The sequence below is a fragment of the Brevibacillus panacihumi W25 genome (genome assembly GCF_000503775.1).
Lineage (GTDB): Bacteria > Bacillota > Bacilli > Brevibacillales > Brevibacillaceae > Brevibacillus > Brevibacillus panacihumi_A.
Genome location: NZ_KI629785.1, coordinates 524,418 through 547,328, shown reverse-complemented (window position 1 = coordinate 547,328; position 22,911 = coordinate 524,418). Strand labels below are relative to the sequence as shown.

The following is a 22,911-nucleotide window of genomic DNA, read 5'->3' as shown; positions in this document are numbered from 1 at the left end:
AGGAACCCTATGCATGTTGCTTTGCGAATCGACGACACACTGCGCCGTGCTGTCTTGCTGTATCCAAATGCGGAAGCCGTGGTCGAGGGAGAGCGCCGCTGGACGTACCGCGAATTTCAGCAGGAAGTGCATCAACTGGCGCGCGCGATCCAGCGATTGGGTGTGGAAAAGGGAGATCGGGTGGCTGTCCTCTCACCCAATACGGCCGCGATGCTGCAGCTTTTCTACGCCTGCTTTCAAATCGGGGCGGTCGTCGTTCCGCTGAATACGCGCCTGTTGCCGCATGACTACCAGTACATCGTCGATCATGCGGAGGCGAAGCTGTTTTTCGTGGACGAGGAGCTAGTCCCTCTCGTGGAGCCAATCGTAAATTATCTGCGGAGTGTGACTCACCGCGTTTGTATGGGGAATGGCGGGCAGGATGCGGGTCAGGAGGGCTGGGACTGCTATGCGGCTTTGCTGGCACAAGAAAGCAGCGAGCCTTGCGTAGTGGACATCGAAGAGACGGACCTGGCGACGATTCTTTACACAAGCGGTACGACGGGCAAGCCAAAAGGAGTCATGCACTCCCACCGCACCTTGTACTTCAATATGCAAAACACCATGTTCCATCTGCATGCCTCCGACCAGGATGTTCTTTTACATACCCTCCCGATGTTCCATGTCAATGGCTGGGGTACTCCTTTCTCCTTTACGGCCGTCGGAGCCAAACACGTGATGCTGCGCAAGATCGATCCGCCGCTGATCCACGCCCTGATCCAAAAGGAGGGCATCACCGTCGCGTGCATGGCCCCGACTGTATTGAACATGCTGATCAATGAACCGCGGTTTCAAAGCGAAAAACTGGAGGAGCCAATGCGTGTGGTCATCGCTGGCTCTGCGCCGCCGACCGCTTTCGTACGCACGGTGGAGCAACAGCTCGGCTGGGAGTTTATCCAGGTATACGGCATGACGGAATGTGCCCCGCTGATCACCGTCTCCCCGATCAAGCATCATCTACGGGACGAAGAGGAGGAGACCCGTTTTCGCAGGAAAGCAAAGGCAGGCATCCCGATGCTCAATGTCGAAATTCGCGTCGTGGATGACGAGGATCAGGATGTGCCGCAAGACGGCCAAAGCATCGGGGAGGTCATCGCGCGCGGCAACATGGTGATGGTCGGATACTGGAAGCAGCCGGAAGCCACGGCGTCGGCTATCGTGGACGGCTGGTACCGGACAGGAGACATGGCGACGATCGATGCCGAGGGGTACATCGACATCGTGGATCGCAAGAAGGATATTATCATCAGCGGCGGAGAAAATATCTCGTCGATCGAGGTGGAGGGCTTGCTGTATGAGCATCCTGCCATTTTGGAGGCAGCAGTCGTTTCGGTCCCTCATGAGAAATGGGGAGAGGTGCCGTTCGCCATTATCGTCCCACGCCCAGGCATGACAGTTGATGAGGAAGAGTTGCATCGATTCTGCCGCGAGAGGATGGCGGCATTTAAGTGTCCCAAAGGCTTTCAGATTGTGGATGAGCTGCCGAAGACGGCTTCGGGGAAAATTCGCAAAGTGGAGCTGCGCAAGCCTTTTTGGGAGGAGAAGGGCAGGATGGTGAATTAGACGATTGTTCGGATGTGTGGGGAGGAGAAGTCGGTGCCTGTGGGCATCGGCTTTATCCTTTCATTCGCTTCATCTGCATGGTTAACGGGATCGTTCTGAAGTGGATGAAAAAAGACTCCTGACGAAAAGCAGGAGTCAATACGCTTCTTACCAGCCTTCGATTACACCATTGTCCGTTACGGTAAAGTATATATTTTTCCGTGCGCCCCAGGTCTCATCCTCACTAATGACCATAAATGCCTGCAAATCTAGCTTGTATTTTCCTTTTTCGAGCTCGTTGAACGACAGCTTTACTTTCTTTTGATGCTTGATAATTCCTGTGTATAATTCCCCGCTTGCCACCTGATGGATTTTTTCATTTTCGATCTTGGATAAAACAAAGGTACTCTCGACCTCATGACGTGGGCCGCTGGTCTGTTTTACTCTGATTTCGAGCTTGACACTGTCTTTTTTAGCTTTTTTAAACTGAGCAGAAAAGGATAATTGACTGAGGTCTTCAGGAGCCATAGATGAACTGATCTGCTTATGACTAGTCTTAGCCAAGGTGTCTATAGAAGCGAATGGAGATAGAGCAAGAAAGAATGCGAGACAACATACCAGATACTTTTTCATGTTGGCCTCCTTTGGACTTACATAATTTTACATACTTTCTTTAAATTACAGTAGCCTAGTAGGTTTGTAAAGGAGAATTTTGGAAAATGCTTATTGGCTATACATTGTTCTTACTCTCAGCAAAGACTGGAAGGTGAAAGAGTTGCAGTGGTTTTCTGAGGATGTAGGTATAGTCATTTCGTTTTTGTTCGGTCTATACATGATTTATTCTGGAATCGACGGACTTATTTCGGGAGAGGTACACATTGGGGGACGTGGAACTTCGTCTGGTGCTATGGTTTATCGTCCAGGATCGATTTATATATCTATTACGTTTCTAGCGTTCGGGGGATTCGCGATATATTTGTTTGTGAAGAAAATGATTGATTATATAAAAGGAAATAAGTAAATGGTCTGGGTATTATTGGTGGAGATAATATATTCATATTTGACTTGAAATTGAGGTTTATCTCGGAGGATACGTATAAGGGTGCTGTGGATAATCCCTCTCACTGAACCGCTACACATATATTCACAACAACCCAGTTAATAATATTGATCCTACTGGGAATTGGTGTGAGTCGGCAGATGGTCACAGATGGAAATTTGAAAACAAGAAGATATTTTGGGTCTGATGGAAGAGAATTACGGGATGTTGACTTGCATCCGAAAGTACACATGATCGTAATTGGGATTAAAAAAAAACACCACGAGAACGATGGAGGTAAGGATGGGAGAAGAGTTGAGATATACTTTTGAACAACTTGAAGAAGATTTAGGTTTAGGGCATGAGATAGAGTTCGTTTATCAAGGAGAAAAATATTCAATAACCCAGACTGATAAAGGATGGAACATTATGAAGTTCTATGATTATGAGACACTACAAATCTTTAATAATGTGATGGATTTATTGAAGGATGGTAGAATAAAATCAAAGCAGCTTAAAGATATTTGGGTTGAAGTTGAGGTTACTACTATCTTCTAATCATTTACTATGGAGTGTTTTGTATCTTTTTATTGAGATTGCAGGGTCTGCAATTGTAACCGTCAAGTAGTTTTGAACACTTTTTGCTCATTAAGATTGAACACTTTTTTCTCCGAAAATAGAGCTCCTGTATTTGATTCTGTAGCTGTCTTCGTTTAGTTGGATCACTTCCACTCTGTGAAGCAATCGATCTAATATAGCCGTCGTAATTCCTTGATCACCTATTAATTCTCCCCACTGTTCGGGTCCTTTGTTGGATGTTAATATGATTGAACTTCGTTCATACAGGTTGTTTATGAGGTGGAAAAATAGGTTTGCCTCCCTTTGATCCATTGCCATATACATGAGATCATCAATAATGACCAAATCGGATTCGTTTATTCTTTTAAGCTGCGTTTGTGATTTTGTGAGGTACTCTTGGGTTTTCAATAGATGGATCAACTCTCCCATGGTTGAAAAGGTAACTTGAAAACCCTTTTGTATCGCTTCTAACCCAAGTCCAATTGCAATGTGGGTTTTGCCCACTCCTGGAGGACCAAGAAGGATCAGATTGTACTGTTGTTCTAGCCAATTCAGTTCCTTCAACTGTTTGATTTGGCGGGAACTGATTGACTTTTGCTCATCGATCTGAAATTCATCCAAGGTCTTTTGATAGGGAAACTTGGCCCATTTCAATCTCCTCTCCGCATTTTTTGCTTCTCTCCGTTTCAATTCATAGGTTAAGAGTTCTTCTAGAAATTCCTGATAGGTCCAAGAGAATTTTTCAGCTTTACGAAGGAATTCAGGCAGTTCATTGGCTGTCTCCGCCATCCGAAGATGGCGGAAGTAATTTTGCATGGTCTGTACGGTGCTGTTCAACGTCAAATGCCCCCTAGTATTTTTAAATATTTATCCATTTCCCTCGTTGGTGAAGTGGCTTGTAATGCGGAGAGGTTGCGGAAGTTGCTTGGTATTGCTTGATCGAAACGAGGTTCTGAGGAGGGCTTGGTATCTTTTAGTCGGGAAAGGTGCTGTGCAACATCCCGGAGGTCATTTGCACTCCATAAATGGTCTTTTACACATACATCCAAGGCTTCCTCAATATCAGGTTGGAAATGGGTGATGGCATATTGAACGATTTGCAAATGATCACGTACATACCTCGGATACCGAACGCTTATCTCATGAATAAACAGCATTGCTTTTTCTTGATCGTGAAATTGGCGGATAATGGTCTCCTTATAAGCATGAATCCCTTTAGATCGATCACGTGAGTGCTGTCTACTTTTTATAAGCTCTCCTTTTCCGTGGCAAAGCCGATGTCGTGCAAGAACTTCTCCTTGCGGAGTTGCTCTGACAATCAGTTCCTCTTCATGAATCTCGATAAATACTTGATTCTCTCCCCTTGGACGGTATGTCCCTAAAGGAAGGGAGTACCGATTGGATTTATATTTAATCACATTGTCCTTATGGACAGTTCTTGTTATACTGGATCCACGGTTGCTCTCGAAAGAGAGCAGGGGAGAGACTGGCTTCAAGTGTTGCTTTTCGAGGGCGTGCACTTCAACCGGTCTCTTTTTTGTTGTATGGTGCACATTGTAATTGCCTGTCCGTGATAGCCAGGCCAGAGACCGTTCGTTCCATGCATCGATATTGGAGAAAACCCTGTGTTTGGCAAAGTTTCTTTTCACGAATTTCACTACGTTTTCTATCTTGCCCTTACTTTGCGGATCTGCCTTGCGGCATAAATAAAGGCGAAATCCACGTTCTTGCTTATAAGACTGAAATTCACTCGTCAGGATAATGTCTCCTGCATTTTCACTTACGGTGATCAGGTGATCTTGGTCATAAACCAATTCCTCTGGCATTCCTCCGAAAAATACGAATGCGTTTTCATGGCATCTGATTGCATCCCTTGTGGTAAAGGGTCTGCTTTGCCACTCTACATACTTGAAACGGGAGTGGGAGAGAACAAAAGTGATGAAGTATAATCTCACGTCCTTTTTTTCCATATTTTTAACCGTGACTTCTCCCCAATCCACTTGAGCCTGTTGGCCCATTGGCAACTCGTCCACTGCTTCGTGATCACGAATATGTACAATTTTCGGAATATGGTATATTTCCCTTAGCTCACTAACATAGGATCGAACTGTGCTTCCTCCAATCTTAATGGAAGGATATTTCTCCTTTAACCAGTCCTCGACCTGAGAAGAAGACAGATCTGGATGTTCATGTAACCAACTGAGAATCCTATCCCGGTAGGGATTCAACTTTTTGCTTCTGTTACCAAGGGAATTGACCCAATCTGATGCCTCCTCAAAAGTCATATCTAGATATTTATAGACCGTGTTCCTCGACAGATCCAATTTCCTTGCGATGGCTGCCACCTTAAATCCTTGCTCTTTTAATTGATGAACCTGAAGATACAACAGTAATTTTTCCACCTTTCCCATCCCCCAGCCAAGCTATGTTGAACAAGTAATCATAGCTTAACTGGGTTACCAAGTGAAAGAAAAAAGTGTTCATTTCTATTTGGCGGATACTGTTGAATTTAGTTTAGCAGTTACAGCAATAGATGTGCTATCCAAACCCAAACTAAAATCTAGGCGCAAAGAGAAGGATGAACCAGGGACTTGCCTATAGGCACTGAAGATAAATCGATAAATCTGCATCTACACAATTCAGACTAATGACAGTCCGATATGTAGAAGTAACCGAAACAATACTCCCTTCCCCCCCTCGACAAAAGAACAACCACCCCCCACCCAGCGTTCGACAGCCTTTCCACCCCCAATCAGCTAAGATGACGGTAAGAAGTATAAGTGAATACATCAGCCAACGGCGAAGATACTTCGGCAGTCAGCGGGAAAGAAGTATTATTCGCCTGTTGCTGCGCATAAAGTGAACGTATCGCAGTTATTGCTGGTGTGAGAGGGGAGATAACATGCATGCGATCCGCTTCGGGACGGATGGCTGGCGTGCGATTGTCGCAGAGGAATTCACGATGGAAAATGTTCGCATCGTGGCACAGGCGATTGCCTGCTACACAAAAGAGATCGGACAACAGGAGCAACCGCTGATCGTCGGACATGACACCCGATTTTTAGGAAGAAGATTTGCAGAAGAGGTAGGAAAAGTACTAAGCGCCAACGGTATACGCACCTATTTGCTGAATGAGGCTGCTCCTACGCCGGCGGTCGCATTCGGCGTGAAGCATTTCGCCGCGAGTGGAGCGGTGATGATCACGGCAAGTCACAACCCGCCCGAGTACAATGGCATCAAATACATCCCCGAATACGCGGGCCCTGCGACGCCTGCAATCACCAAAAAACTGGAGGCTTGGATTGCCCGGATCGCAGAGAGCGGCGAGGTGCGAACGATCTCCCTGGAAGAAGCCAAGGCACAAAAGCGTCTGCAAATCATCGTTTTGCGTCCACATTACGAGGCCCATTTGCGGCGGATGGTAAAAATGGACGTGTTGCGCCGATCTTCCCTGCATGTGGTCGTCGATGCCATGCATGGTGCTGGCATCGGGTATGTAAGCGGCTTGCTGCGGGAAGCGGGAGTCCGAACCGTCGGCATCAGGGAGTGCATAGACGCCGCATTCGGAGGAGATCTTCCCGAACCCAATGACAAGCATTTGGCCTTGCTGAAGCAAGAGGTGCTGAACCAAAAGGCAACGATGGGACTGGCCAATGACGGGGATGCCGACCGTTTTGGCGTGGTAGACGAGCAAGGCAGGTACATTCCAGCCAATGATGTCCTGGTGCTTCTCACCTACCATCTGGTAAAAAACCGCAAGCTGACAGGTAGAATCGTGCGTACGGTAGCGACCACGCACTTGCTGGACAAAATGGCAAAGGTCTACGGACTGGAGTTGATCGAAACGCCAGTCGGCTTCAAGTATATCGGGGAGCAGATGCTGCGCGGCGATGTCCTGATCGGCGGGGAAGAGAGCGGAGGAGCCAGCATCCTGGGCCATATCCCGGAAAAAGACGGCGTCTTGATCAACATGCTGATCGCAGAGCTGTGCGCCTGGGAGGGCAAGAGCATCAGCGAGATCAGGCGCGACATCCACGAACAGTTCGGCGAGCGGTTCAGCACACGCCTGGACCTGCCCTTGACCTCACAGGAAGGCTTGCTCCAACGAATCATGGATGCAGAACCTCAATTGATCGGTCCCTTTGCCGTTCAACAAATTCAGTCGAAGGATGGACGCAAATTGTTATTGGAGGACGGGCATTGGGTCTTGATTCGACCATCTGGAACCGAGCCGTTGGTCCGCATCTATTGTGAAGCTACAACACAGCAGGCACTGGAAAAAATCAAGGAAGCCATTCGGGACTGGTTTCTGGATATTCGGGTATCGGTTTAGAAGCATAAGTCGATTGAATAGCTTAAGGGATGGCCAATGGGCCATCCCTTTTTTATAGAGAATATATACGGTATCTGGCGTGCTGGATGATCCAACCATCCGGGCAAACTGGTACGAATAGTGACGCGATGTCAAGAAGAAGTCGTATCCCTCGGAGCTGTCTGCCTGAGTAACGTAGGCATGGAAACAGCAATTCCCGCAGCCGCGATGATGACTAACACTGCGAGCACCAAATATCCGGCAGCAGCATTGGTGGAATCGAGCATGAACGTGAACAGAGCCAGCAAACACAGTCTCATCAAGGTACCAATAGCTCGAAAAAAGCTCAAGACTCTTCCCATTAAATGATTCGGCAGCAACTCCATATACAGGTTCTGACGGATCAACCGTGTCGATACGTTGCACCAGCCTAAGAATGCCGATAAAAGAACAAATACCCAACCGATCGGCATGGCGACCGTCATGACGAGAGCTACGGCCATCCAGATAAAATGAAAAACCATATAGGCGATTGCGCCGAATCGTTGGCTCAGCCATCCCATCCACATGCCTGCTGCCACCGCGCCAATGGAATATGTAACCTCTCCGAATGAATAAATGTTCACTCCTTCTCTTAGAACCTGGCTTACAAATAGAGGATTCAGAAGGTTCGTCAACAACACCGCAATGAATGGCATCAGAGCGGAAACTCCAAAGATGAGGAAACCCGGTTTCGTCCTGATATAGACCCAGCTTTGAGAAAAAAGGACCCACCAAGAGGTTCGGGCAGCGCTTTCCGCTTGCCTTTTCGGCGTAAACGCATAATCAATCCCTGTCAGCGTCACGAAAGCGAGAAAATAGGCGAATGCGTTCAAGAGAAGGACCACATGAAGGCCGAACTGCCCAAGAAGAAGTCCGGCACATGCTCCTGCCAGAATGAGAGCGGTCTGATTCTCCACCTCCAACGCCGCATTGACCGCTTTGTACTGTTTTTGCTCAAAGATCTCTTGTACGAGAGCAGCCTGGGCAGGCTCATGTAGTTGAAACATAAACATCGTCGCCAAATAGAGAAGGACAAGCATCCACTCCTCGTAAGGAGCCCAAAATCCCCAAGCCGCCAGGAAGAACAAAACCGCAAAACCTCCGAGCTGTTCGATCTGCAGCATGAGCTTTCGAGAATAGCGGTCAATCAACGTACCCACGTAGGGTGCGATGAGGAGCGACAGGATAGCCGAAATCAACATGGTTGAGCCAAGCACGCCGACTGTGCCGGTCGATTCGACCAAATACCACGATATTCCGATCATGGTCATGCCTTGACCAAAGCCAGAAAACAGGTTGGAAAAAAATAATTTGCGAAAATGACGATCTCCAAAAACGGTTCTCATACTCCACGCTCCTCTTTGCGTTTCTAGGGATTTTTTAGTCCCTAATAAAAACGATAAGGAGCCTGCTTATGGATGAGGATTTCCTCCAACCATAAACAGGCTCCCAGCATTTCAATGAGCCGATCACATTTTCGCTTCTCAAAGTATATCACTGTTGGTCGTAGCTTTGCAATATTTCGAAACGAATCCCTATTTAAAAATCTTTTAGAAAATGGCAGAGAAAATTTACCAACAAACAATTGCCAAACAATTTTGAAAACGCTATCATAATAATCAGAAAAACTGACAACTGATTCACTTTTCAGTTTTGAGAGCGCAACTACTTCTTTTCAGACAAAAGGTGATGCAAATGACGGAGCAAACTCCCGCGATGAAACAACATAGCAAGACACCGGCGACGACGAAAGGCGCGAAGACGCGGCAAAAGCTGCTGAACGTAGCCGAAGAGGTTTTCGGGGCGAAAGGTTACTTCGCTGCCTCCATCATTGACATTACCCAGCAGGCCAACGTCGCACAGGGAACCTTCTACAATTACTTTGAATCCAAGTACGAAATTTACGCGGAGCTCATCCGCCAGCTGAGCCGGGATTTCCGCATCGAGATCAAGCAGGAGGTAGCTCAGGCGAAAAGCCAGCGCGAGGCGTTGGAGATCGGGATCCACGTCTTCCTCAAATGGGTGAAAAACCACCGCAACCTGTACAGTATCGTCCAGCAATCCGTGCTGGTGGATGAGCAGTTGTACCGCGCCTATTACGAACGGCTGGCACAAGGTTACCTGAAAGGACTGGAAGGCGCGATCGAGCGGGGCGAATTCAAAAACCTCAATCCCGAGACGGTAGCCTATTGCCTGATGGGAGTCACCTCCTTCATCGGGATGCGCTGGGTCTACTGGGAGGATAAAGAGGTGCCTGACGAGGTCGTGCAGGATGCCATCACCTTTATTTTTGAAGGGCTGGTACGCCAGGAAGGAAAGGATCAGAAGGGGGAGTAGGATGAACGGGATTGCGGACTGGATTGATAAGCGAGCCTTCATTACACCCGGCAGAATCGCACTCATCGATGAGAAACGGCAGCTTACCTACCGAGAAATGAGCGCGGAAATCAACCGCTACGCCCACATGCTTGAAGTGAGGTACGGGCTGCAGCCTGGCGAACGCATCGGCATCTGGGCGACCAACAGCATCGAATACCTCATGCTGCTGTTTGCGATCGCCAAGCTGGGGTGCATTGCGGTCGTACTCAATGTACGGCTCACACCTAGCGAGCTGGAATACCAGCTCAACGACAGCGGCTCACGGCTGCTGATCGTCGAGACCGCTTTTCGACAGGAGGCGGAATCCATCCTCGCGAGCACCGAGGTTCAGCAGGTACTCTGGTTCGATCAAGGAGAAGGCTCCCGTCAGCAGCTACCCGAGCAGGCGGCAGCTTATCCGAGTGACTTGCTGAGAAGGGAGGGGGTTGCCGGAGACACTCCCTTCATCATTTGCTATACATCAGGCACTACAGGAAAGCCCAAAGGGGCAGTGCTCACCCAGGAAAATATGTTCTGGAACGCTGTCAACAACGTGCTGGCACTCGAACTCACCTCCTTTGACAAATCCCTCACCTTATTGCCGCTGTTTCATATCGGCGGGATCGGACTGTTCGCTTTGCCGACGCTTTTTGCCGGAGGGACAGTCATCGTGCCTCATCGTTTCGACCCGGTAAAAACGCTTCAGCTCATCGAAGAACATCGTGTGACGATCGTCATGGGCGTACCTACGATCTACGATTTTATTCGGAAAAGTCCCAATTTTCCAACTACAAATCTCGACTCGATCCGCTGGTTTTACTGCGGAGGAGCGCCTTGTCCGCATGAGTTGATTCAAAGCTATCTGGATCGCGGGGTACCGTTCGCCCAAGGCTTTGGCATGACGGAAACAAGCCCGACCGTATTTATGACTTCACGCGAGGACTACGGCCGCAAGATTGGTTCAATCGGCAAGCCAGTGATGTTTTGCGACATTCGCGTCGTCGATGAAAGGGGAGAGGATGTCGGCCCCGGGGAAATCGGCGAGCTGTGGATCAAGGGCGGCAACGTCATGCAGGGGTATTGGAATCGGCCTGAGGCGACAGCTGAATCGTTTCATGATGGATGGCTTTTGACCGGCGATCTGGTGACGCAGGACGAGGAGGGCTTCGTCACCATCATCGGCCGCAAGAAAGACATGATCATCTCCGGCGGCGAAAACATCTATCCCCTCGAAGTAGAGCAGGTAATCAGCCAATTGCCAGCCGTTGATGAGGTGGCTGTGGTAGGGGTTGCGGACGCGAAATGGGGAGAAGTACCGGTAGCGGCGATCGCCGTCAAAAGGGGACATGAGCTTCATGCAGATGATGTGAAGCTGTACTGCCAAAAGCGGCTGGCCAAGTACAAGGTGCCCGTGAGGATAGATTTTGTCAACGAGCTACCCAAGAATGCAACCGGAAAAATCGACAAAAAAACAATCAAAGCAGATTTTATGAAGGAGGAACAGCATGGCTAAGTACGAGATCGGACAGACAGCTTCTTTCAGCAAAACGATTACCGAGACGGACGTCGTGACATACGCGGGACTCAGCGGAGATTTCAATCCCATTCACGTCGATCGGGAATATGCGAAAAACACGCGCTTTGAACAACGGATCGCGCATGGGCTATTGACGACCAGCCTGCTGTCGGGGGTGCTGGGGATGCATTTGCCCGGACCGGGATGTGTCTACATGGGACAGACGCTGCGCTTCGTCAAGCCTGTGTTTATCAACGATACCGTGACGGCTACCGTAGAGGTGCTGGACTTTGACCCTGAAAAAGGGAACATGCGGCTCAAGACGGAATGCCGCAATCAGCATGGAGAGCTGGTCCTTGAGGGAGAAGCGAAGATGCGGGTGCCGCGTGAGGAACAGGGGGGAGCAGCATGATCGGTATTACCCATACAGGCGTATACTTTCCGCCAAGAATTGAGACCGCGAAGGAGATCGCACAGCGGGCCGAGATTCCCGAGAATGTCATTGTGGAAAAATTCGGATTGGTGCAAAAGCATGTCTCAGACAGCAGCATCCACGCCTCCGATATGGCGATTCAGGCTGCGAAACCCATTTTGGAAAAAGTAGATCCGCTCTCCATCGATGTTCTGATCTACTTCGGAAGCTCCTACAAGGACTACATGGTCTGGACCTGCGGCACCAAAATCGTGCACGAGCTGGGGCTGAAGAACGCGTACGCCTTCGAGATCATGAATGTCAGCTCCTGCTTTCCCATCGCGTTAAAAGTAGCCCGGGACATGCTCGTCGCAGATGACTCCATCCGCAACATCCTTCTGGTCGGGGGATGCAAGGAAGCGGAGCTGGTAGACTACCAGAATGTGCGCTCCCGCTTCATGTTCAACTTTGCTGACGGAGGGGCAGCAGCGCTAGTTTCGCGGGACTCCAGCAGAAGCCGCGTGCTCGGTTCCTGCATATACACGGACGGTTCTTTTCATGACGATGTGCGGGTAGTGGGCGGCGGCTCCAAGCATCCGGCCAGTCTCGAGAGTGTGCAGCAGCGGCTCCATTTTCTCGATGTGAAGGATCCCAAGGATATGAAACAGCGGCTGGACCCCGTCTCTGTAAGCAATTTCGTGCATGTCGTTCAGGAAGCGATGGCGAAAAGCGGCAGCTCCGTAAGCGAGATCGATTGGCTGATTCCGCTTCACACCAAGCGCTCGATGTTTCGTGAACTGCTGGACAGACTGGAGCTGCGAGAAGAGCAGGCCATTTATCTGGACCATTACGGTCACTTGTCTGCGCTCGACCCTTGCATCGGCTTGCACCTAGGGCAAGAGCGCCAGCTTTTCCAAAAGGGAGACAAAATCGTCACCGTAAGCGCTGGAACAGGCTATACCTGGGCCGCAACAGTACTGGAATGGCTCGAATGACAATAGAGGGGGAACGAAGATGAGAAGGAGAAAGCAAGGATTCAAGTTCACAATCACCTCACTGCTGGTCGCGACGACATTGTTGGCAGCCGCTTGTTCACAGCAGCCAGCGGCTCAGCCAAGCCAGCCTGGGTCAGGACAGGGTGCGCCATCCTCGCAGGGCGAGTCGAAACAGCCCATCAAAATCGGCGTCCTCGCCTCTCTGACCGGAGCGCTGGAGGATTACGGCAAACAGACGACGCGCGGCTTTGAACTGGGAATTGCCTACGCGACCGGAGGAACCAATGAAGTGGCAGGACGTCCGATCGAGGTGATCATCGAGGACACCGAGACCAAGTCGGACGTAGCGGTAAAAAAGGCGACGAAGCTGATTGAAGACGATCAGGTGGACTTTCTCGTAGGCTCGTCCAGCTCCGGCGACACTTTAGCAGTCGTTCCGCTGGCGGAAGAGCACAAGAAAATCATGGTGGTGGAACCTGCGGCTGCAGACAGCATCACCGCAGACAACTGGAACAAGTACGTATTCCGCACGGCGCGCAACTCCTCGCAGGACGCCATCGCGGGAGCGCTCGCCATCGCCAAGCAGGGAACGAAGATCGCCACCCTTGCGCCTGATTACGCGTTTGGACGCGATGGAGTAGCCGCTTTCAAGGAAGTGGCGGAAAAACAGGGCGCCCAGATCGTGCTGGAGGAGTACGCGGATCAAAAGACGACAGACTTCACGCCGAATTTGCAAAAAATCATTCAGGCCAAGCCGGAGTATCTGTTCGTCATCTGGTCCGGTGCCAACACGCCGTGGAGCCAAATTGCGGATATGAAGCTGCAAGAGCAAGGCATCAAGGTTTCGACGGGGACGGCGGACTTCGCAACCCTGAAGACGATGAGAACGATGGTAGGCATGGAGGGCTTCACGCTCTATTACTACGATCTGCCCAAGAACGAGGTCAACGACTGGCTGATCGAGGAGCATAAAAAGCGTCACAACGGCGAAGCCCCAGATCTGTTCGTCCCAGGCGGCATGACAGCGGCGATGGCCATCGTCGAAGCTGTGAAAAAATCGAATGGCGATACCAATGCAGACAATCTGATCCCGCTGATGGAAGGCATGTCGTTTGATTCACCAAAAGGAAAAATGACCTTCCGTCCTGAGGACCATCAAGCGCTGCAGGTCATGTACGCGATTCGTCTGGAACAAAAAGACGGGATGGAGTGGCCGGTACCTGTCCTGATGGGAGAACTGTCACCGGAGGATACCGCTCCGCCGGTTCGAAACAAACGATAGACACAAGATCAATCAAAAAAGGGTGATAGCATGCAGCCGATTCTTCAGACGGAAGGGTTGACGATCGCGTTTGGCGGACACAAGCCTGTCCAGGATGTAAGCCTGAACGTCATGCCCCACACATTCACCTCGATCATCGGTCCCAATGGCGCGGGCAAGACGACCCTGTTCAATCTGCTCAGCGGCCAGCTCAAGCCGACAGAGGGCAAAGTGTGGCTAAAGGGAAAGGACATCACCCATCTGTCGGTGGCGAAGCGCACGAGGCTGGGCTTGGGCCGATCCTTTCAAATCACCAATGTCTTCCCCTCTTTAACGGTGTTGGAGAACGTCCGTCTTGCCGTCCAGGCACAGGAGGGCGTCTATTACAGCCTGTTTGCCAGCCCCAAAAAACACGCACACTTTGAGAAGCGAGCCATCGAGCTTCTGGAGACGGTTTTGCTTGGGGCAAAAGCGGATTCTCTCGCCAAAAACCTGGCGCACGGGGAAAAGCGGAAGCTGGAAATCGCCATGCTGCTCGCCTTGGAGACAGAGGTGCTGCTCCTGGACGAACCGACAGCGGGGATGTCCCTGGAGGAGGTCCCGTCCATTCTAGAGGTCATCCGGCGAATCAAGGAACAGGGGAACCGGACGATCCTTCTCATCGAGCACAAGATGGACATGGTGCTCAGCTTTTCAGATCGGCTGCTGGTGTTGTTCAACGGCAGACTGCTTGCGGAGGACACCCCGGAAAATATCATGAAAAGCGAACTGGTCCAAACCGCATATCTGGGGGGACTGTATGATGACGCTTCTTAAAGTGGACCGCATCGAGACGTATATCGACCAGTACCACATCCTGCAGGGCGTTTCCTTTGAAGTGAAAAAAGGAGGCGTAACCGTTCTGCTGGGCCGTAACGGAGCGGGGAAGACGACAACGCTTCGCTCTTTGATGGGACTGAATCCGATCGCCACCGGAGCGATCACCTTCAAGGGAGAAGCGATTCATCATCTGCCCACCTACGAAATCGCGCGAAAGGGAATTGGATATGTGCCGGAGGATCAGGGAGTTTTTCCCGATCTGACTATCGAAGAAAACCTGAAGCTGGCAATGCGCAAGACCGACGAGGCTACACTGGAGCGGCGCGATTGGATCCTGCAGCTCTTTCCCGATCTGAAAACCTTCTGGAAAAAGCCGTCGGGCCTGCTCTCCGGTGGTCAAAAACAGATGCTGGCGATCGCCCGTGCCTGTGTCAACGACAACGAGCTGCTGCTGATCGACGAGCCGAGCAAGGGCTTGGCACCGATCATGGTAGACAAGGTGATGAGCGTGATTATAGAAATGAAGCAGCGGGTAACGGTCGTGCTGGTCGAGCAAAACTTTTATATGGCAAGCACGATCGGGGATGATTACTACATCATCGATGACGGGCGGACGGTGCATACGGGCATGATGAAAGAGCTGAAGGAGAACGAAGCGTTGAAAAAAGAATACCTCGGCATCGCATGAGGAGGTGTACCGCTTGGAAGTGCTGTTGAATTTGACAATAAATGGAATCGCGACAGGCAGTTTGATCTTCCTGTTGGCCGCCGGATTGACGCTGATCTTCGGCCTGATGCACGTGCTTAATTTTGCCCACGGTGCGCTGTTTGCCTGGGGAGCCTATTTCGGAGTTTGGATTTACACCCAGACGGGCAGCTTTGTCATCGGGATTGTAGGGGCAATCGTGATTGGAGCATTGCTCGGATGGCTGCTGGAGCGATGGATCATCCAGCCGGTCTATACCAATACGATGTCGCAGATCCAGGTGACGATGGGCTTGCTGCTGGTGATGAACGAGTGTATCAAAGTCTTTTTTGGCCCCAATCAGGTCAGTGTCCAGCTCCCTTCCTATCTGGATGAAAGCTGGCTGATCGGCGGGGTCATCCTGATCAAATATCGGCTTTTTGTCATCGCAATCGGCATTCTCGTCTTCCTGGGTCTGCAGTACATGCTCAAACGGACCAGGCTTGGATTGATCGTGCGGGCTGGCGTGATGAACAAGGAGATGGTGCAGGCCTTGGGCGTCAATATCAAAAAGGTGTTCCTGTACGTTTTTATCCTGGGCTGCGGCATGGCAGCGCTCGGCGGAATGCTGTTCGCTCCGTATTCGGGTGTCATCCACGCGGAGATCGGCATGGATTATGGAATTCTTGCCTTTATCGTCGTGGTCATCGGCGGGATGGGCAGCATGGTCGGCTCCGCGTTGGCTGCTCTTTTGGTGGGTGTATTGGGCGCCTTTATGACCTTTTACGTTCCTAGCGTGGCACTTGCTGTGAATATGCTGCTGATGTTTGGAGTCCTCATGTTCCGGCCGGCAGGCTTGCTGGGGAGGGGATGACCATGATAACGAGACGTCTTGCTTCCTCGCGGTGGTGGATAGGCCTGGTTATTTTGCTGCTCGTTGGATTTCCCTTTGTCAGCGATTCGCGCGGTGCCTTGATCTTGATGACGCAGATTTTTATTTATGCAGTCTTTGCAATGAGCTACGATATTCTGCTTGGATACACCGGCATCATTTCGTTTGGTCATGCGATGTTTTTCGGGATCGGAGCCTACACGACGGCGATTTTTCTCCATCGCTGGGATCACAGCCTGCTGTCTTTTCTGGTCTCGCTACTGGCAGTTCTGGTGCTGACCGGAATCGTCAGCTACCTGATCGGCGTCATGACCCTGCGGCTGAAAAGTCATTTTTATGCGATGCTGACCTTGGCCATAGCGGGCCTGTTTCTGGTGCTGGCAGAGAAGTGGCGTGATGTGACCAAAGGCAGCGACGGCTTTACCTTTTACATTCCCGATCTTTTGAAGGATCGCACATCACTCTACTTTGTCGCGCTTGCCTTCATGATCCTCATGTTTTTCCTGCTCAAGCGCTTCACGGATTCTCCGACTGGCAAGGTGTTGCAAGCGATCCGTGAGAACGAGCAGCGGACGGAGTCGCTCGGCTACCAAATCCTGCACTACAAGATCATCGCCAGCATGGTGGCCGGACTGGCGGCAGGTCTAAGCGGGTCGATGTACGCGATTACCCTGCGATTTGTCAATACGGCGGTGTTTGGCACCAATGTCACGCTCGACGCCTTGCTGATGACCATTATCGGGGGAGTAGGGACGCTGTTTGGCAGCATTCTGGGCTCTGCGCTGATCCTGCTGGTGCATGCAGGGCTGACCGACCTGGCAAAAATTCACTGGATTTTTGAGCGCTGGATGATCTTTTTTGGAGCGATTTATATACTCGCTGTCATGTTCTTCCCGCAGGGGATCGTGGGGATGTTCCGACAGTGGCGGGCAAAATGGAGCAAGGGATAATCTTTACGTGCGTCGGATGGCGCACTTTTTTTATTGCCCTGGAATTCAGACTGGCGGTAGCGCATACGATCTCATACGTGATTCCTGGTTTCCTTGGCTTGCTTGATTTGCTAGAATCAAGATTGAAGTCGGTGACAGCAAAGAGATGAGAATGAGTGAAAATAGACCAAAGAGTAATCGAATCGTTTTTACAGGATGTTCGCCTGGAGAGCCAGTCACCGATTGATCCCGTTGTTGTCCACCACACGCCGGCGCCATGGGAGCTGCTGGGTACTGGCAATTACGCGGCAGTCTTTGTCCATCCGGATTTTCCCGAAGTGGTCCTCAAGCTTTACGCACCAGGACGGCCAGGATGGGAGCAAGAGGTGGAGGTGTATAAGAGATTGGGGGTAACTCCCTGGTTTCCGATCTGTTATCAGGCGGAGGAAGGATACATCGTCATGAAAAAGATGAGCGGCATCTCCTTGTTTGATTGCCTGCGTTTCGGAATCCCGATCCCTCCGCAGGTGATTGAGGATGTGGAGGAAGCCCTGGCCCTCGCCCGTGCGAAGGGGTTATTTCCTCATGACGTACACGGAAAAAATGTGCTGATGAATCAAGGGCGCGGCTATTTGATTGACGTATCCGATTATCTGAAAAACATCCCGGACCGAAAGTGGAAGGATTTGCGCAAGGCGTATGATCGGGTCTATGTGCCGTTCCTCAAGGATCGCGGCTGGAAAATCCCGTTATGGGTGATGAATACGGTGCGCAAAGGGTATCGCCTGTACCGGAAAATACGCCGACCGTTCCGGTGATGACTGTTTTTGTTTCTGTGTGTTGCTTGTGGTATCATATACATTTGACAATTGTGTTCGAAGGTCGGCGCGAGTCAGACGAAGGAGGATTTACCATTGTTTTATTATCTATTGGCAGCAGCAGGTATTATCGCTCTTGATCAGGTAACCAAGCTACTCGTGGTGAAGTACATGGCTTTGGGGGAATCGATTCCGCTGATTCAGGATGTCTTTCATCTTACTTCACACCGCAATATGGGGGCAGCGTTCGGGATTTTGCAAAATCAGCGCTGGCTCTTTATCGTAATCACCACGGTGGTTGTGGTCGGAATCCTGGTCTCGCTGATTCGCATCGGCAGAAAACAGCCGCGTGTTTCCATGGCCCTAACCCTTGTTTTGGGCGGAGCTATCGGCAATTTTATCGACCGTATCATGACCGGACAAGTGGTTGACTTCCTCGACTTTACCCTGATCAATTTCCCGATTTTCAACGTCGCTGATATGGCGATTACAATCGGCGTAGCAGTCTTGCTGCTGGATATGGCCCTGGAAGGAAAAAAGAAAACCGCATAATGAACATTGCGAGGAGACAAACATGACCGACACACAGCTTTTTGAACGCTATGACTGGAATATAGAGCCGTCTGACGCAGGTGAGCGGGTCGACAAATACATTACGCTGCAAAACGAGGACTGGTCCCGTTCTCAGGTTCAGGCCTGGATCAAGGAAGGGCGCGTCACAGTCGGCGGCGAACCTGTAAAAAACAACTACAAGCTGCAGGCAGAAGACGAGCTTACCTTGCGCGTGCCGCCTCCGCGGGAGATGGAGATTCTGCCGGAGCCGATGCCGCTCGATATCGTCTATGAAGACAGCGATGTCGTGATCGTGAACAAGCCGCGCGGACTCGTCGTCCATCCGGCACCGGGCCATTACAGCGGTACGCTTGTGAATGGACTTTTGGCACACTGCAAGGATTTGTCCGGGATCAATGGCGTGCTGCGCCCCGGGATCGTCCATCGCATCGACAAGGACACGTCCGGTCTGTTGATGGTCGCCAAAAATGACAAGGCGCATATGAGTCTGGCAGCGCAATTGAAGGAGCATAGCGTCAATCGGAAGTATGTCGCTATCGTGCACGGAGTGATCCCGCACGAGATGGGCACGATCGAGGCGCCGATTGGCCGTGATCCGAAAAACCGTCAGCAGATGGCTGTTGTGTTTGAAAACAGCAAACCCGCTGTCACCCATTTTGTTGTGCTGGAACGCTTCAAGAATTTCACTCTGGTCGAATTGAAGCTGGAGACGGGCCGTACCCATCAGATTCGGGTCCATATGAAATACATCGACCATCCTTTGGCGGGCGACCCCAAATACGGACCGAAGCAGACGTTGGATCTGGATGGACAGGCCTTGCACGCCAAGACACTCGGTTTCGTTCACCCGCGTACGGGGGAGCATTTGGAATTCGAGGCCCCCATGCCGGACGAGTTGGAACAGGTCATTCATTTTTTAAGACAACAATAAATGATAGGCTCCCCTTTACGTAGACAGGTGAAATAAGGAAACCTGCTATGGAAGGGGAGTTTTCTCATGCCCAAAGAACAATCAAAAGCGGTTCAACTTCCATTCGTCTGCGATGTACGCCTGAAGTGTCCCCAGAGGATGGATGACGGGGATCGACGTCTGTCTTTCAAACTGCTGGGCCGCTTCTACCATAGACAATTGTGCAACGGAAACGATTTGTTCGGGATCCTCTTTCACGAGATTGTGCAAAAAAGCACATATCTCATGCAGATACTCTTCCTTCTTTCCCTGCATGATCAACGGGAATACCCCCTCCAAGACACGCACATCCGGCTGCATCTCGCTTCCTTTGGCCTTCGCGTAATCGGTAAAACGCTTTACCGTACCTTCCACTGTGGCAGGATTCGTAAACAGCATAATTGGGGGCCGGGGTTGGCGGCAGAGCGCTTCAAAATAAGGCTCGTCGATCTTCAGGATCGGGATGGAGCAGTTCAAATTTGCTTCTTCCAGCAAAGCGATGTAGTTCGTACAGGTGATGAGGATGGCATCTGCTCCGCATTTTTCGATCCAGGCAATCTGCTCTGCTGCCTTGCGCTGAGCATCCGAATGACGAAAGGAGGCTTCTTGAGTCACGCAAATAAGCAGTCCAGGGTCAACGAAATGGAGAGTGTCGACGTCATATTGTTGGAAGGCTTTTTCCGAATATTCGATATTGGAATGGTGAGCGTGCAGACAAGCGACTTTCTCTCCCTTGCGATTTTCGTACCATTGTAACACAGGGAAGAAACGTGGTGTGATGACATGAAAAAAGTTGGTGTTCACGCTTGGAACTATTTCCAATTGCGAATAATAGGCGAGAAAGGCAGGAAAGAGGAGGAGAGCAAGTTGTTATCCATGATGAAAGTATTTTCAGGAATTGCATTGGCGGCGAGTCTATGGAGTCAGGGAAGCAGTGCCGGGGTCCTGGCTGCAGAAACGCAGCCACTGCCAGAACGGGTCAATCCGGTCACGGTGCCGGCACAGATTGCCTTTACCAGCAACCAGCAGCTTTGGATGCTGAATGGGCCAGACAAGAAAAGCAAGCCCGTTCAGGTGACCAAGGAGGGGATCAGTGAAATTATCGGTTGGTCCAGTGATGGGCACTGGCTTTTATTTATGAAATATCCAGATGGGGACTCGTACTACACCAAAGGGTATCTTTGGGCAGTGAGCAAGGATGGAAGCACTTCCTTGCAGATCGATGAGAGGCCAATCGTGGAGAAGCCGAAATGGTCCCCGATCACCAATCAGTTCGCCTATGTTGCTGGTGCAGCAAACAGTACCAATACTGAAACGGAAACATCCTTCGTTACAGCACAGATGAACGAGGACAATACCGTCAGCATCATCAGAACGGTCAAGGCGGATTTCGTCGATTTCGCCTGGATGCCGGACGCAAAGCAATTTCTCGTCTCGCTTCCGGTAGAAAAAGATCGCCCCATGACCCTAAGCCTGCGGGATTTGGCAGGAAAAACGGTAGCGAGTTACGCCATTGCCGATTCGCCAAAAGCGGGGGAAGAGATCTATGGCTGGGCAGCGAAGGCCTTGCAGGTATCGCCAGACGGCAAACAGGTCGCGTACTATGTGCAGTACAACTCGGCTTCGTTGTCAGCCGATGGTGTGCCTGTCCAATTATTTGATCTCAGCCAGCCAAAGCAAAAGCCGCTGGATTTGGGTACAGGCTTGGCCTACGCGGAGTGGATGAGCTGGTCGCCTGACAGCAGCCAGCTTGCCTGGATCGACGGCTCAGATCGGATGGCGACACAGAACAAGCAAGTGAAAGTAGTCGACCGTCAAGGGAAGCTGACCTTCGAAGGGGAGAAGGGACAGGTGGAGTCTTTTCCTGTCTGGACAAAAGAGTCCCCGCATCGCCTGTTCTTCACTAGAGGATTGGCAAAAGAGTATCACTACGAGCCGGAGAAAGTCATGGTTCCCGGCCAACGGATTTGGATGCGAGGTAAAGATGGAAAGGCTGCACAGGTCACGAAAGGGAGTGAGCACACGGCAGATACGTTTCCGTCTCCATCACAAGACGGCGAGCAGCTTCTCTTTGTCAGACTGGACGCTGCCGGCCACGGCTCGCTCTACCTGGATAAAGGAGGGGAAGAAGTTGAGCTGATCCGTCATGTTACCGGGAATATCGGCTATTACGCCAACTATTTGCCTGAATGGATCGAAGTCTATTGGGACAAGTGATTCTCTCTGATTGTCGATTTTTCATTGACACCCGTCCTGGATTATGACATAATCCTACATGACGAATGGAACCTTTTAATCCAGTCCAGTGAGGCTGGCAAGGGCACGGAATCGACAAGCAAGAGGTGACGGCAGGAGAGATGAGGTTTCTCCTGTACCGCCTACTGATTGTCCACCCTGCTTCTTGTCTCCTGACAAGAAGCTTTTTTCTGTCCACCTGTTCCCGTCGAGGAGGGATAAGAAGATGATCAACAAAAGCGTCATTATGGACGAAGCGGCTATCCGCCGTGCACTTACCAGGATCGCCCATGAGATCATTGAACGCAACAAAGGAGTCGAGGATTGCATCATCGTCGGCATCAAGACGCGTGGAATCTACTTGGCGCAACGACTCGTGGAGCGGATCGAGCTGATCGAGAATGTCAAGGTGCCAGTCGGCGAACTGGACATTACCTTCTATCGCGACGACCTGCAGCACAAGTCCGAAGATGCCGTCCTGCAAGGCTCGCAATTGCCGGATCAGATAACAGGCAAGACCGTCATCCTCGTAGATGATGTGCTCTACACCGGACGCACAGTCCGCGCAGCGCTGGATGCTTTAATTGACAACGGGCGCCCGCGTATGATTCAGCTGGCGGTACTTGTAGACCGCGGTCACCGCGAACTGCCGATTCGCCCGGATTTCGTCGGAAAAAATGTCCCGACATCACGCACCGAAATCGTCGACGTACAGTTGGCGGAGGTGGATGTCATGGACATCGTATCGATCAGGCAGCTCTTGTAAAAAGAACATATTCCTCTTTAAAAACGATCCCGTGAGATCGGCAAGAGGCAGACTACCTTCCTGTGTCTGAAGGAAAGGCTGGCCTCTTTGTGCGCTCACAAAGAGGTTTTTTGTTTGCCGCCAACGAGAAAGAGAATGATAAAGACAAGA

General features: G+C 50.8%; 22 protein-coding genes and 1 pseudogene. 18 read left to right on the top strand and 5 right to left on the bottom strand.

Annotated elements, in window-relative coordinates:
* The first annotated feature begins 9 nt into the window (after positions 1 to 9).
* A complete protein-coding gene (locus tag T458_RS43545) occupies positions 10 to 1,602 on the top strand; it encodes a long-chain-fatty-acid--CoA ligase (protein WP_023557375.1) in 1,593 nt (530 codons plus the stop codon).
* A 147-nt stretch (positions 1,603 to 1,749) separates the two neighbouring features.
* Here the strand turns inward: T458_RS43545 and T458_RS43540 are convergent, their stop codons facing one another.
* On the bottom strand, positions 1,750 to 2,214 hold the full coding sequence (locus T458_RS43540; protein ID WP_023557374.1) for a hypothetical protein: 465 nt from the start codon (positions 2,212 to 2,214) through the stop codon (positions 1,750 to 1,752).
* A 441-nt stretch (positions 2,215 to 2,655) separates the two neighbouring features.
* Here T458_RS43540 and T458_RS58045 point away from each other — a divergent pair.
* Positions 2,656 to 2,795, top strand: a pseudogene (locus T458_RS58045) (RHS repeat-associated core domain-containing protein); the annotation flags it as partial.
* A 128-nt stretch (positions 2,796 to 2,923) separates the two neighbouring features.
* Positions 2,924 to 3,178 (top strand): hypothetical protein, encoded by a 255-nt coding sequence (locus T458_RS43530; RefSeq protein ID WP_023557372.1) that lies wholly within the window; start codon positions 2,924 to 2,926, stop codon positions 3,176 to 3,178.
* A gap of 90 nt (positions 3,179 to 3,268) precedes the next feature.
* Here T458_RS43530 and istB read toward each other — a convergent pair whose 3' ends face one another.
* Entirely contained in the window at positions 3,269 to 4,036 is a 768-nt protein-coding gene (gene istB, locus T458_RS43525; protein ID WP_023554153.1) for an IS21-like element helper ATPase IstB, read from the bottom strand.
* Positions 4,037 to 4,038: 2 nt separating this feature from the next.
* On the bottom strand, positions 4,039 to 5,589 hold the full coding sequence (istA, locus tag T458_RS43520; RefSeq protein ID WP_144083832.1) for an IS21 family transposase: 1,551 nt from the start codon (positions 5,587 to 5,589) through the stop codon (positions 4,039 to 4,041).
* A 512-nt stretch (positions 5,590 to 6,101) separates the two neighbouring features.
* Here istA and T458_RS43515 point away from each other — a divergent pair.
* Complete coding sequence (locus T458_RS43515; RefSeq protein WP_023557371.1) at positions 6,102 to 7,532, top strand: phosphoglucomutase/phosphomannomutase family protein; 1,431 nt, start codon at positions 6,102 to 6,104, stop codon at positions 7,530 to 7,532.
* Between the two features lie 131 nt (positions 7,533 to 7,663).
* Here the strand turns inward: T458_RS43515 and T458_RS43510 are convergent, their stop codons facing one another.
* A complete protein-coding gene (locus tag T458_RS43510; protein WP_023557370.1) occupies positions 7,664 to 8,899 on the bottom strand; it encodes an MFS transporter in 1,236 nt (411 codons plus the stop codon).
* 349 nt (positions 8,900 to 9,248) lie between these two features.
* Here T458_RS43510 and T458_RS43505 point away from each other — a divergent pair, with 349 nt between their 5' ends.
* From T458_RS43505 to T458_RS43455, 12 genes are all read left to right on the top strand, one after another.
* Entirely contained in the window at positions 9,249 to 9,890 is a 642-nt protein-coding gene (locus tag T458_RS43505) for a TetR/AcrR family transcriptional regulator (protein WP_023557369.1), read from the top strand.
* Between the two features lies 1 nt (position 9,891).
* Entirely contained in the window at positions 9,892 to 11,424 is a 1,533-nt protein-coding gene (menE, locus tag T458_RS43500) for an o-succinylbenzoate--CoA ligase (protein WP_023557368.1), read from the top strand.
* Complete coding sequence (locus T458_RS43495; protein ID WP_023557367.1) at positions 11,417 to 11,839, top strand: MaoC family dehydratase; 423 nt, start codon at positions 11,417 to 11,419, stop codon at positions 11,837 to 11,839. Before menE ends, T458_RS43495 begins: the two co-directional genes overlap by 8 nt.
* Complete coding sequence (locus tag T458_RS43490) at positions 11,836 to 12,834, top strand: 3-oxoacyl-ACP synthase (RefSeq protein ID WP_023557366.1); 999 nt, start codon at positions 11,836 to 11,838, stop codon at positions 12,832 to 12,834. The genes T458_RS43495 and T458_RS43490 overlap by 4 nt, the downstream gene beginning before the upstream one ends.
* A 19-nt stretch (positions 12,835 to 12,853) precedes the next feature.
* Entirely contained in the window at positions 12,854 to 14,116 is a 1,263-nt protein-coding gene (locus T458_RS43485; RefSeq protein WP_023557365.1) for a substrate-binding domain-containing protein, read from the top strand.
* Positions 14,117 to 14,146: 30 nt separating this feature from the next.
* A complete protein-coding gene (locus T458_RS43480) occupies positions 14,147 to 14,911 on the top strand; it encodes an ABC transporter ATP-binding protein (RefSeq protein ID WP_023557364.1) in 765 nt (254 codons plus the stop codon).
* Positions 14,895 to 15,602, top strand: a complete 708-nt coding sequence (locus tag T458_RS43475) for an ABC transporter ATP-binding protein (protein ID WP_252989837.1) — start codon at positions 14,895 to 14,897, stop codon at positions 15,600 to 15,602. Before T458_RS43480 ends, T458_RS43475 begins: the two co-directional genes overlap by 17 nt.
* Positions 15,603 to 15,615: 13 nt before the next feature.
* A complete protein-coding gene (locus T458_RS43470; protein ID WP_023557362.1) occupies positions 15,616 to 16,473 on the top strand; it encodes a branched-chain amino acid ABC transporter permease in 858 nt (285 codons plus the stop codon).
* Positions 16,470 to 17,441 (top strand): branched-chain amino acid ABC transporter permease, encoded by a 972-nt coding sequence (locus tag T458_RS43465; protein ID WP_023557361.1) that lies wholly within the window; start codon positions 16,470 to 16,472, stop codon positions 17,439 to 17,441. Before T458_RS43470 ends, T458_RS43465 begins: the two co-directional genes overlap by 4 nt.
* A gap of 155 nt (positions 17,442 to 17,596) precedes the next feature.
* Positions 17,597 to 18,238 (top strand): serine/threonine protein kinase, encoded by a 642-nt coding sequence (locus tag T458_RS0128950; RefSeq protein WP_031305887.1) that lies wholly within the window; start codon positions 17,597 to 17,599, stop codon positions 18,236 to 18,238.
* A gap of 96 nt (positions 18,239 to 18,334) precedes the next feature.
* Entirely contained in the window at positions 18,335 to 18,790 is a 456-nt protein-coding gene (gene lspA / locus T458_RS43460; RefSeq protein WP_023557360.1) for a signal peptidase II, read from the top strand.
* Between the two features lie 22 nt (positions 18,791 to 18,812).
* A complete protein-coding gene (locus T458_RS43455) occupies positions 18,813 to 19,742 on the top strand; it encodes an RluA family pseudouridine synthase (RefSeq protein ID WP_023557359.1) in 930 nt (309 codons plus the stop codon).
* A gap of 81 nt (positions 19,743 to 19,823) precedes the next feature.
* Here the strand turns inward: T458_RS43455 and T458_RS43450 are convergent, their stop codons facing one another.
* Positions 19,824 to 20,564, bottom strand: a complete 741-nt coding sequence (locus T458_RS43450) for an aspartate/glutamate racemase family protein (RefSeq protein WP_023557358.1) — start codon at positions 20,562 to 20,564, stop codon at positions 19,824 to 19,826.
* 72 nt (positions 20,565 to 20,636) lie between these two features.
* Between T458_RS43450 and T458_RS43445 the strand changes: the two genes are divergently transcribed.
* Together T458_RS43445 and pyrR are read left to right on the top strand one after the other, a co-directional pair.
* The gene (locus T458_RS43445; protein ID WP_429846736.1) at positions 20,637 to 21,977 is read left to right on the top strand and encodes a TolB family protein; all 1,341 of its coding nucleotides are present in this window, start codon (positions 20,637 to 20,639) and stop codon (positions 21,975 to 21,977) included.
* A 244-nt stretch (positions 21,978 to 22,221) separates the two neighbouring features.
* Positions 22,222 to 22,761: a bifunctional pyr operon transcriptional regulator/uracil phosphoribosyltransferase PyrR gene (gene pyrR, locus T458_RS43440; protein WP_023557356.1), complete on the top strand. Its 540-nt coding sequence runs from the start codon at positions 22,222 to 22,224 to the stop codon at positions 22,759 to 22,761.
* The last annotated feature ends 150 nt before the right edge of the window (positions 22,762 to 22,911 follow it).

What these genes read in the sequence shown, in the direction of transcription:
- T458_RS43545 (WP_023557375.1), top strand. Translation starts at nt 10, where the DNA reads ATGCATGTTGCTTTGCGAATCGACGACACACTGCGCCGTGCTGTCTTG.
- T458_RS43540 (WP_023557374.1), bottom strand. Translation starts at nt 2,214, where the DNA reads ATGAAAAAGTATCTGGTATGTTGTCTCGCATTCTTTCTTGCTCTATCT.
- T458_RS43530 (WP_023557372.1), top strand. Translation starts at nt 2,924, where the DNA reads ATGGGAGAAGAGTTGAGATATACTTTTGAACAACTTGAAGAAGATTTA.
- T458_RS43515 (WP_023557371.1), top strand. Translation starts at nt 6,102, where the DNA reads ATGCATGCGATCCGCTTCGGGACGGATGGCTGGCGTGCGATTGTCGCA.
- T458_RS43510 (WP_023557370.1), bottom strand. Translation starts at nt 8,899, where the DNA reads ATGAGAACCGTTTTTGGAGATCGTCATTTTCGCAAATTATTTTTTTCC.
- T458_RS43505 (WP_023557369.1), top strand. Translation starts at nt 9,249, where the DNA reads ATGACGGAGCAAACTCCCGCGATGAAACAACATAGCAAGACACCGGCG.
- menE (WP_023557368.1), top strand. Translation starts at nt 9,892, where the DNA reads ATGAACGGGATTGCGGACTGGATTGATAAGCGAGCCTTCATTACACCC.
- T458_RS43495 (WP_023557367.1), top strand. Translation starts at nt 11,417, where the DNA reads ATGGCTAAGTACGAGATCGGACAGACAGCTTCTTTCAGCAAAACGATT.
- T458_RS43490 (WP_023557366.1), top strand. Translation starts at nt 11,836, where the DNA reads ATGATCGGTATTACCCATACAGGCGTATACTTTCCGCCAAGAATTGAG.
- T458_RS43485 (WP_023557365.1), top strand. Translation starts at nt 12,854, where the DNA reads ATGAGAAGGAGAAAGCAAGGATTCAAGTTCACAATCACCTCACTGCTG.
- T458_RS43480 (WP_023557364.1), top strand. Translation starts at nt 14,147, where the DNA reads ATGCAGCCGATTCTTCAGACGGAAGGGTTGACGATCGCGTTTGGCGGA.
- T458_RS43475 (WP_252989837.1), top strand. Translation starts at nt 14,895, where the DNA reads ATGATGACGCTTCTTAAAGTGGACCGCATCGAGACGTATATCGACCAG.
- T458_RS43465 (WP_023557361.1), top strand. Translation starts at nt 16,470, where the DNA reads ATGACCATGATAACGAGACGTCTTGCTTCCTCGCGGTGGTGGATAGGC.
- T458_RS43455 (WP_023557359.1), top strand. Translation starts at nt 18,813, where the DNA reads ATGACCGACACACAGCTTTTTGAACGCTATGACTGGAATATAGAGCCG.
- T458_RS43445 (WP_429846736.1), top strand. Translation starts at nt 20,637, where the DNA reads ATGATGAAAGTATTTTCAGGAATTGCATTGGCGGCGAGTCTATGGAGT.
- pyrR (WP_023557356.1), top strand. Translation starts at nt 22,222, where the DNA reads ATGATCAACAAAAGCGTCATTATGGACGAAGCGGCTATCCGCCGTGCA.